This window comes from Pseudomonas agronomica (assembly GCF_025917275.1).
GTDB classification, from domain to species: domain Bacteria; phylum Pseudomonadota; class Gammaproteobacteria; order Pseudomonadales; family Pseudomonadaceae; genus Aquipseudomonas; species Aquipseudomonas agronomica.
In genome coordinates this window covers 1-9242 of the sequence record NZ_JAOSHO010000187.1, presented here as the reverse complement: position 1 = coordinate 9242, position 9242 = coordinate 1, and the positions used below count along the sequence as shown (strand labels likewise).

12 protein-coding genes are annotated in these 9242 nt (G+C 60.2%); all 12 read right to left on the bottom strand.

The features are described from left to right. Positions 1-63: 63 nt before the first annotated feature. Positions 64-756, bottom strand: coding sequence for a 7-cyano-7-deazaguanine synthase QueC (gene queC, locus OC610_RS14905; RefSeq protein WP_264428689.1), 693 nt, complete (start codon positions 754-756; stop codon positions 64-66). A 1-nt stretch (position 757) separates the two neighbouring features. Next, positions 758-1405: a 7-carboxy-7-deazaguanine synthase QueE gene (gene queE / locus OC610_RS14900; RefSeq protein WP_030140793.1), complete on the bottom strand. Its 648-nt coding sequence runs from the start codon at positions 1403-1405 to the stop codon at positions 758-760. Positions 1406-1572: 167 nt separating this feature from the next. Next, positions 1573-2406: a tol-pal system protein YbgF gene (ybgF, locus tag OC610_RS14895; RefSeq protein ID WP_181288673.1), complete on the bottom strand. Its 834-nt coding sequence runs from the start codon at positions 2404-2406 to the stop codon at positions 1573-1575. 6 nt (positions 2407-2412) lie between these two features. Continuing rightward, positions 2413-2910: a peptidoglycan-associated lipoprotein Pal gene (pal, locus tag OC610_RS14890; protein WP_030140795.1), complete on the bottom strand. Its 498-nt coding sequence runs from the start codon at positions 2908-2910 to the stop codon at positions 2413-2415. 52 nt (positions 2911-2962) lie between these two features. Then, entirely contained in the window at positions 2963-4207 is a 1245-nt protein-coding gene (gene tolB, locus OC610_RS14885; RefSeq protein WP_408636592.1) for a Tol-Pal system beta propeller repeat protein TolB, read from the bottom strand. A gap of 53 nt (positions 4208-4260) precedes the next feature. Next, complete coding sequence (tolA, locus tag OC610_RS14880) at positions 4261-5340, bottom strand: cell envelope integrity protein TolA (RefSeq protein WP_181288675.1); 1080 nt, start codon at positions 5338-5340, stop codon at positions 4261-4263. Continuing rightward, positions 5340-5792, bottom strand: coding sequence for a protein TolR (gene tolR, locus OC610_RS14875; RefSeq protein ID WP_161796096.1), 453 nt, complete (start codon positions 5790-5792; stop codon positions 5340-5342). The genes tolA and tolR overlap by 1 nt, the downstream gene beginning before the upstream one ends. A 23-nt stretch (positions 5793-5815) precedes the next feature. Then, positions 5816-6511, bottom strand: coding sequence for a protein TolQ (tolQ, locus tag OC610_RS14870; protein WP_181288676.1), 696 nt, complete (start codon positions 6509-6511; stop codon positions 5816-5818). After that, a complete protein-coding gene (gene ybgC / locus OC610_RS14865) occupies positions 6501-6968 on the bottom strand; it encodes a tol-pal system-associated acyl-CoA thioesterase (RefSeq protein ID WP_030140799.1) in 468 nt (155 codons plus the stop codon). Before ybgC ends, tolQ begins: the two co-directional genes overlap by 11 nt. Before the next feature lie 127 nt (positions 6969-7095). Then, on the bottom strand, positions 7096-8157 hold the full coding sequence (gene ruvB, locus OC610_RS14860; RefSeq protein ID WP_030140800.1) for a Holliday junction branch migration DNA helicase RuvB: 1062 nt from the start codon (positions 8155-8157) through the stop codon (positions 7096-7098). After that, a complete protein-coding gene (gene ruvA, locus OC610_RS14855; protein ID WP_181288677.1) occupies positions 8158-8766 on the bottom strand; it encodes a Holliday junction branch migration protein RuvA in 609 nt (202 codons plus the stop codon). Positions 8767-8879: 113 nt separating this feature from the next. After that, a partial coding sequence (gene ruvC, locus OC610_RS14850) for a crossover junction endodeoxyribonuclease RuvC (protein WP_264428683.1) occupies positions 8880-9242 on the bottom strand: 363 nt, incomplete at its 5' end.

Here is a 9242-nt window from a genome sequence, read left to right as displayed (position 1 = left end):
GCTGTGTGGTGGCGCGTATAATACTGATTTCTAAGGACTATTCAACACTTAATTTGAAATAAATCAAAAATAAGGGGTTGGATCGCTCACACCCGCCGCCGCGAAGCCTTCGGCACGCAGGCGGCAGCTATCGCATTTGCCACAAGCGCGCCCCTGATCGTCGGCCTGATAGCAGGAAACGGTGAGCCCGTAGTCCACGCCAAGCTTCACGCCCGCCTTGACGATGTCGGCCTTGCTGAGATTCTGCAACGGCGCCTGGATGCGGAAACCCTGCCCCTCTACGCCGGCCTTGGTCGCCAGATTCGCCATGCGCTCGAAAGCCTCGACAAACTCCGGACGGCAATCCGGATAGCCGGAATAATCCACCGCGTTGACACCAATAAAGATGTCACGGGCACCCAGCACTTCGGCCCACCCCAGCGCCAAGGACAGGAACACCGTGTTGCGCGCCGGCACATAGGTCACCGGAATGCCTTCACTCGGCGCCTCGGGAACATCGATGGAACTGTCAGTCAGGGCGGAACCGCCGATGCCGTTGAGGTTCAGGCCGATCACCTTGTGCTCGACAACGCCCAGGTCTCGGGCGACCCGCTCGGCGGCGTGCAACTCGGCACGGTGGCGCTGGCCATAGTCGAAACTCATGGTGTAGCAGCGATAGCCTTCGGCGCGGGCCATGGCCACGACCGTGGCCGAATCCAGGCCGCCCGACAGCAGGATGACCGCGCGCTTTTCTGGAGTGGTTGATTGTTCAGTCATGTCAGCGCCCCGGCTCGTCGTTCCAAAGATATTTGTGCAGTTGCAGTTGCAGGCGCACCGGCAAGTTATCCGCCACCACCCAGTCCGCCAGCTCCCGGGCATTCAGGTCGTGATGACTCGGGGAAAACAGCACCTCGCCAGCCCGCTGGTCTAGACCGTACTGGATCAGCTTGGACACCGCCCAGTCGTAATCTTCCCGCGAACAGATCACGAACTTGACTTGGTCGTTGGGTGTGAGCAGTTCGATATTCTCGTATCGGTTGCGGTGTGCTTCCTTGGAGCCTGGCGTCTTCAGGTCAACGACGCGACTGACCCGCGGATCGACCGCCGAAATGTCCAGCGCACCACTGGTTTCCAGGGAAACCTCATAGCCTGCATCGCACAATTGCTTGAGCAAGGGGATGGCATTGGGCTGCGCCAATGGCTCACCCCCGGTGACGCAAACATAGCGCGGACGGAAGCCGGCCACTTGTTCGAGGAGATCGTCGAGGGTGCGCAAGGTGCCGCCGTTGAAGGCATAGGCACTGTCGCAGTATTGGCAACGCAATGGACAACCGGTGAGGCGCACAAAAACAGTCGGCAGACCGGCCGTTCGCGTTTCACCCTGCAACGAGTAAAAAACTTCAGTAATTCTCAATGTGTCTTGCATAGTCGCCACGGGCGTAACAGCTAAACAGGCTGTCCGCCTCCGTCAGGCACCTCAAGGAACCCCGCCAACGCGTAGATCCCAGGAAGCGTGTTTCATAAAAAGGGCGTGAATTCTAACGAAAAAACCCGCGACAGGCGCGGGTTTCTTCCAAGCGGGTTCAAACAGCCTTACATGCGCTGCAGATCGCGCTGGGCCAGCTGAGCGGCGGATGTCCCCGGATACTGGGCCACCACTTGTTGCAGGATGCCTTTGACCTTGTCGGTGTGCCCGAGGCGGCGCTCTACATCAGCCAGCTTGTACAGCGAATCCGGCACCTTGGCGTGCTTGGGATACAGTTGCGAAACCTTGGCGAACGCCTGGCCGGCACCTTGCAGGTCACCCTTGGCCAGGTTCACCTCACCCAGCCAGTATTGGGCATTGCCCGCGTACTGGCTGTTTGGGTATTTACGCAGGAAAGCGGCAAAGGCCTGGCTGGCCTTGTCGAAATCCTTGGCCTTGATCAAGTCGAAGGCAGCATCGTAATAGAGCTTTTCCTTCGCTGGATCAGCCGGCTCGCCACCGGCAGCAGGTGCAGCTGGAGCATTTGCCCCAGCGCCTGCGGCTGCACCGGGGGCGTTCAGATCGCCACCGGCTGGAGAATTCTCAGGAGTCGCGGCAGGTGCAACGCCGGTTCCTATGCGCCGATCAAGATCCTGGTATCGCTCCAGGTTTTCCTGCTTCATGCGCGAAATATCATTTTGCAGTTCTTCAATCACACCCTGTTGGCGCGAGATCTGATCCTGCATTTGCTGCAGTTGGTTGAACAGCTGGCCCTGTGCCGAGACAGGGGCCGAAACCCCTCCCCCGGCATAGGCGCCGTTCGTACCGTAACCTGCAGGCGGATAACTGCTCCCGCTATTGTTATAGCCGGCATCGTTATCGACCACAGGAACCGCAGCCCACGCCGCAAGCGGCGCGAGGCTGAGAGCCAGAACAGTTACAGCACGACGGCACGTTCGCATGACGAATTACTTACGCAGTTCGACGCGACGGTTTTGAGCCCAGGACTGCTCGTCGTTGCCGGTGGCAACTGGACGCTCTTCGCCGTAGGAAACCAGTTCCAGCTGAGCTGGGGAAACACCTTGCAGTACCAGGTAGCGTTGAACGGCTTTCGCACGACGCTCGCCCAGTGCCATGTTGTACTCACGAGTACCACGTTCGTCGGTGTTGCCTTCCAGAACAACGCGAGCGCCGTTTGCTTTCAGGTCTTTGGCGTGAACGTCCAGAGCGCGCATGGCTTCTGGCTTCAGGTCCGAGCTGTCGTATTCGAAGTAGAAGGTGGTGATTGCGCGCAGAGCAGCTTCTTCGCTCATGGAGCCGTCAACTGCACCGGTGTTAGCGCCGTAACCAGCGTTTGGATCAACAGCGCCTTCACCGGCGTTGTCGCCGCCTTTGGACGAGCAACCTACAGCTACAGCCATGGCCAGAGCCAGCGCAGCAAATTTACCAAACTTCAGCATTTCCATCGTGAAACTCCTAATGAACCCCAGTGTGTTAAGTAAAACGTATTGCGCCGCGTCAGTTCAGGTAAGGGGACCAGGACGGTTCTCTGACTTCGCCTTGAGCGGTAGGAAGCGGGAGCCTCACGCGTCCATTAATGGACACGAGCATCAAGACTCCCCGGCCCTGCTGGCGGGTGGCGTAGATTACCATGGTGCCGTTGGGCGCAACAGTAGGTGACTCGTCCAGAGTGCTATCAGTGAGGATTTTTACGCTTCCGCGCTGCAAATCCTGGGCCGCCACCTTGAAATTGGTGAAACCATCCTGGCGATGGATCATGACCAGGGTCTTTTCGTCCGCCGACAGTTTAGGGTTGGCGTTGTAGTTCCCGACGAAAGTCACGCGTTCGGCACCACCGCCACCGGCGCTGGTCTTGTAGATCTGCGGCTTGCCGCCACGGTCGGAGGTGAAGTAGATGGTCGAGCCATCCTTGCCCCAGAACGGTTCGGTATTGATGCCCGGGCCGTTGGTCACGCGGGAGATCGAGCGCGAAGCCAGGTTCATCACGTAGATGTCCGGGTTACCGTCCTTGGACAGTACGAACGCCAGGCGCGAGCCGTCCGGCGACCAGGCTGGCGCGCCGTTCAGGCCTTCGAAGTTGGTGATCTGCTCACGGCGACCGGTGTCGATGTGCTGTACGAAAATACGCGGACGCTTCTGCTCGAACGAGACATAGGCGATACGCTTGCCGTCAGGCGCAAAACGCGGCGACAGGATCGGCTCGCGCGATTGCAGCAGGGTCACCGCGCGGGCGCCGTCATAGTCGGAACGCTGCAGGGTGTAGCGGGTATTGTTTTCCGAGAAGCGTTCGGCGGTCACGTAAAGCATGCGGGTAGAGAACGCACCCTTGATGCCGGTGAGTTTCTCGAACGACTGGTCGGCAATGTAGTGGGCCATGTCGCGCAGCTGATCAACGCTGCCCGATACGCTGCCGGTCAGCACTTGCTGCTCGGTGGCGACGTTGAACAGGCCGTACTGCACCTGCAGGCGACCGCCCGCCGGAACAATGCTGCCGACCATGATGTACTGGGCGCCCAGGGCTTTCCAGTCACGGTAGATGACTTCGCTGGCCTGGGTTGGCAGGCTGATCATGTTCTGCTTCGGAATCGGTGCGTAGTAACCCGAATTGCGCAGGTCGTTGCCGATGATTTCCGCCATGTCGTCCGGCAGGACGCTGCCGCCCTGCCAACCGAACGGTACGACGGCGATCGGGGTAGCCCGGTCGCTGCCGCTGGTGACCAGGATGTTCTTTTCCTCTGCCATCGCGATCCCTGCCAGGCAGCAGACAACGACAAGCATTGATCGAAGAAGGTTTCTCACAAGGCTAGATCCTCAGGTGTGAATGTCATCTTGAACGAACGATAGGGAGCAAAATCGCTCGGCTTCATTCCTTGCATTTCCGTCAACCGCCCAATGTTCTTGACCGCCGCGACCGCCGAAGCGTCGAACGGACCATCGCCACTGGACTTGGCCACGCTGACCGAGGTAACCGTACCGTCGGGCAACATGCCGATTTGCAATACTACCGTCATGCCTTTGCGCGCCGAAGGTGGACGAGCCCAGCCTTCCGCCGCACGGGCACGAATCAGATCATCGAAGCTACCGGCGACTTCATCGCCTTGCTCGTCGGCCAATGCCTGCTGGCGCTCCGGCGTGTCGGAAAGCAAATCTGCCAAGGCCTGGGCCTTTTTCTCTTCGGCGGATTTACGCGCTGCGTCCTGGGCCTTTTTCTTGGCGGCGTCGGCGGCGGCTTTCTTCTTCGCGTCTTCGGCGACTTTCTTCTTCGCCTCTTCAGCTTCAGCTTTCTTCTTGGCGTCTTCGGCCGCTTTTTTCTTCGCGTCCTCGACGATCTTTTTCTTCGCTTCTTCGGCGGCCGCTTTCTTGGCCTCTTCTTCAGCGGCTTTCTTGGCTTCTTCTTCGGCTTTCTTCTTGGCTATATCAGCCAGTTGTTTCTCTTCTGCCTTTTTGGCCTCGGCGGTCTTCTTCGCTTCGTCGGCTTTCTTGGCCTCGTCTGCCTTTTTAGCCTCGTCCGCTTTCTTCGCCTCGTCGGCCTTCTTCGCTTCTTCGGCCTTTTGAGCCGCTTCCTCTTTCTTTTGTTCCGCAGCCCTTATCGCTTCCTGCTCGACCTTTTTCTGCTCCATCTGCTCGACTTCGGTCTGGCGCGCAGCGGATTTCTTCGCTTCGCCGGCAAGCTTCTGGTTGGTCTGCGTCGTGGCCTGGCTTTTCGACTTGAGCTGGTACAGGGTCGCCTGGACGATCGGCTTGGCCGGCGGCAGCTCCGGCGTCATGGCAAAGCTGACGAACAGCATGCCGAACACCAGCACATGCAGGCCGATGGCAAGGACACTGGGCCAGAAGTAGCTTTCCGAGGCGGACGGCTCTCGCTGTTGCTGCATCAGGGTGCCTCGGTGATCAGGCCAACGTTACCGACCCCGGCTTTCTGCAGGCCGCCCATGGCGCCCATCACGGCACCGTAGTCGACGGTCTTGTCGCCGCGAATGAACACCTGGGTGCGCTTGCCGGCATCGTTGCCGACACGAATGATCTTGGTCACCGCATCGGTCATCTGCGGCAAGGTCATGGCCCGGTCCTGCTGCTTCTCGGTATCGACTTCACTGCCAAGGTTCCAGTAGTAGGTCTTGTCAGCCTTGATCGAAATGGTCAGGACCTGGGTGTTGTTGTCCTGCGGCAAGGCTTCGCTGGAAACCTTGGGCAGATCGACCTTCACGCCCTGATTGAGCATCGGCGCGGTGACCATGAAAATGACCAGCAGCACCAGCATCACGTCGATGTAGGGCACCACGTTCATCTCGGCAACCGGCTTGCGCTTGTTTCGGGCTCGAGCGATTAAAGCCATCGGGAAATACCTGCTTATTCTTCGCTGGTGTGCACTTTGCGGTGCAGGATCGCCTGGAATTCATCGGCGAACGTGTAGTAGCGGCTGATCAGCGTTTCGCTGCGAGCAGCGAAGCGGTTGTAGGCGATAACGGCCGGGATCGCTGCGAACAGGCCGATGGCGGTGGCGATCAGCGCCTCGGCGATACCCGGGGCCACGGTGGCCAGGGTCGCTTGCTGGGCGGATGCCAGGCCACGGAAGGAGTTCATGATCCCCCACACGGTACCGAACAGGCCGATGTACGGGCTGACCGAACCGACGGTCGCCAGGAACGGCAGGCCCTGTTCGAGTTTTTCTTCCTCGCGGGAAATGGCGACGCGCATGGCACGGGCTACGCCTTCCATGACCGCTTCAGGATCGACACCGGGCTGCTGGCGCAGGCGGGAGAATTCCTTGAAACCGGCGCGGAAGATCTGCTCGACGCCCGAATCCGGATCCGGGTTGCTGCCGGCCTGGCGGTACAGCTTGGACAGGTCGATGCCGGACCAGAAGCGCTCTTCGAAGCTCTCCAGGGCACGGCGACCGGCGCGCAGCATGTTGCTGCGCTGAAAAATCATGATCCATGAGGTCACCGATGCGGCTACCAGGGTCAGCATTACCAGTTGCACCACGACGCTGGCATTGCTGACCAGGCTCCACATGGAGGAATGGTCGACGACGTTAGCTTCCACGCTTTATCTCCTGCTCTGAGTGTGTACCCGCGCCGCTCACGCCGGCAAAGGCCGCACGTAGAGCTTCGGGAATGGCCCGGGGTTTCAAACTATGGGTGCGCACACAGGCCACCAAAAACTGCCCTTCGCAGAGCAGCACATTATCCGCAGCGCGCCTGACCTGCTGCTTGAAGCGCAGGCTGACGCGGTTCAACTCGATGACATCGGCAGTCACCACAAGCTCGTCGTCCAGTCGCGCCGGCGCGTGGTAGCGCGCTTCGCTGGAATGCACGACGAATAACAGGTCCTCCCCTGCCAGCGCGGATTGGGCAAAACCCAGTTCCCGCAGCCGTTCGGTTCGAGCCCGTTCCATAAACTTGAGGTAATTGACGTAGTAAACGATGCCGCCGGCATCGGTGTCCTCGTAATAAACGCGACAGCGATGTGCGAACGACTCCAGCCCGTTTTGCGCGCGCATACTCTAGTGCTTACTCCTCAGGTTGCCAATCGGCCAGGCAACTGTTTTTTCATTCTCGAACGCATTGACGCTCCAGGCGTGGTCTGGGACAGCACCAACCGGAAAAAAGTCGTCGTACAGAGCGCGCTCAATCGTCTACCGCATCGAGGAACTCGTCTACCACCGGCATCTCGCCCATTCGTGTCGGGATGTTTAAACCGAAGTGCAGATAAGCATGACGCGTTACCACGCGCCCGCGAGGGGTGCGCATGATATAGCCCTGCTGGATCAGGTACGGTTCCAGTACATCCTCAATCGTGTGGCGCTCTTCGCTGATGGCGGCGGCCAGGCTGTCCACGCCTACCGGGCCACCGTCGAATTTCTCGATCATGGTCAGCAGCAGGCGCCGGTCCTGATGGTCGAAACCACGCTCGTCGATATCCAGCAGGTTCAGCGCCAGGTCGGCGATCGGCTTGGTGATATGGCCCTTGGCCCGGACTTCGGCAAAGTCCCGGACCCGGCGCAGCAAGCGGTTGGCGATCCGCGGCGTACCGCGGGCCCGACGGGCGACTTCGTAGGCGCCGTCCGGGTCCAGCGGTAAGCCGAGGATGCCCGCCGAGCGGCTGACAATCGTCGCCAGGTCGGCGTTGTTGTAGAACTCCAGGCGCTGGACGATACCGAATCGGTCACGCAGCGGGTTGGTCAGCATGCCGGCGCGGGTGGTGGCGCCCACCAGGGTGAACGGTGGCAGGTCGAGCTTGATGGAACGCGCCGCCGGCCCTTCGCCGATCATGATGTCGAGTTGGAAATCTTCCATGGCCGGGTACAGCACTTCTTCGACGATTGGCGACAGCCGGTGGATTTCGTCGATGAAAAGCACGTCATGGGGTTCAAGGTTGGTCAACAATGCCGCCAGGTCGCCTGGCCGCTCCAGCACCGGCCCGGACGTGCTCTTGATCGACACCCCCATTTCCTGGGCGATGATATTGGCCAGGGTGGTCTTGCCCAAGCCTGGCGGGCCGAAGATCAAGGTGTGGTCCAGCGACTCGCTGCGCCCACGAGCTGCCTGGATGAACAACTCCATCTGCTCGCGCACGGTCGGCTGGCCGATGTAGTCGGCCAGGCTGACAGGGCGGATCGCGCGGTCCTGGATTTCCTCGCGGTCACGGGGCGCGCCCGTGGCGGCGATCAGACGATCAGCTTCAATCACTTAAATCATTCCCTTCAGGGCGCGACGAATCATGTCTTCGGTGCTCAAGCCTTTTTCCTTGATCGCGGAAATCGCCTTGCTGGCTTCCTGCGGTTTATAGCCCAGGGAGATCAGCGCCGTGACCGCATCGTTTTCGGCGCTGACTGTCGGCGCAGGCGCATCCGGCTGGTTTGGCACCAGCGCGAACATGGCCGGCACCGCCTCCCAGGCCTTGAAGCGATCCTTGAGCTCCACCAGCAGGCGCTCGGCGGTTTTCTTGCCGACACCTGGCACCTTGGTCAACGCCGAGGTGTCCTGGGACTGCACACAACGAATCAGCTCATCGACCTCCAGGCTCGACATCAGGGCCAGGGCCAGTTTCGGGCCGACGCCGTTGAGGCGAATCAGCTCGCGGAAGAAATCCCGCTCGCGCTTGCCAACGAAGCCATAGAGTAACTGCGCATCCTCGCGCACGACCAAATGAGTGTGCAGCGTCAGCGGCTCACCGACCGACGGCAAGCGATACAGCGTGGTCATGGGCACTTCGAGTTCATAGCCCAGGCCATTTACATCCAGAATCAGGTGCGGCGGCTGTTTTTCAGCCAGGGTGCCGCGCAAGCGTCCAATCACGTTTCAGATCCTTGGGCGTTGGCCAGCCACTGGCTGGCGAATAACAACACGAGCACTAAGGCCGACGACACAGGCGCAACGGGCTCGGGTTCATGAATGAAGCGCTGATGCTATCAGAGACGCAGGCGCCCGCCACGACTGCGTGCGGTTCCCAAGCCATGGGGCAACAGGCTGGAACGGGTATGGGCATGGCAAATGGCGATGGCCAGGGCGTCGGAGGCGTCGATCTGCGGCTTGCTGACCAATTTCAACAAGTGCATCACCATCATTTGCACCTGTTCCTTGTTCGCCGCGCCGGTTCCGACGACCGCCTGCTTGACCTGGGTCGCGGTGTATTCGGCGATCTCCAGGTTTTCCTCGGCGCCCGCCACAATCGCCGCACCTCGGGCCTGCCCCAGTTTCAGCGCAGAATCGGCGTTGCGGGCCATGAAGACTCTTTCGATGCCCATGGTCACGGGGCCATAGGTCTGGATGAC

Excerpts from the sequence above, each read along its gene's own strand:
- queC (WP_264428689.1), bottom strand. The coding sequence starts at position 756 with ATGACTGAACAATCAACCACTCCAGAAAAGCGCGCGGTCATCCTGCTG.
- queE (WP_030140793.1), bottom strand. The coding sequence starts at position 1,405 with ATGCAAGACACATTGAGAATTACTGAAGTTTTTTACTCGTTGCAGGGT.
- ybgF (WP_181288673.1), bottom strand. The coding sequence starts at position 2,406 with ATGCGAACGTGCCGTCGTGCTGTAACTGTTCTGGCTCTCAGCCTCGCG.
- pal (WP_030140795.1), bottom strand. The coding sequence starts at position 2,910 with ATGGAAATGCTGAAGTTTGGTAAATTTGCTGCGCTGGCTCTGGCCATG.
- tolB (WP_408636592.1), bottom strand. The coding sequence starts at position 4,207 with ATGGCAGAGGAAAAGAACATCCTGGTCACCAGCGGCAGCGACCGGGCT.
- tolA (WP_181288675.1), bottom strand. The coding sequence starts at position 5,340 with ATGCAGCAACAGCGAGAGCCGTCCGCCTCGGAAAGCTACTTCTGGCCC.
- ybgC (WP_030140799.1), bottom strand. The coding sequence starts at position 6,968 with ATGCGCGCGCAAAACGGGCTGGAGTCGTTCGCACATCGCTGTCGCGTT.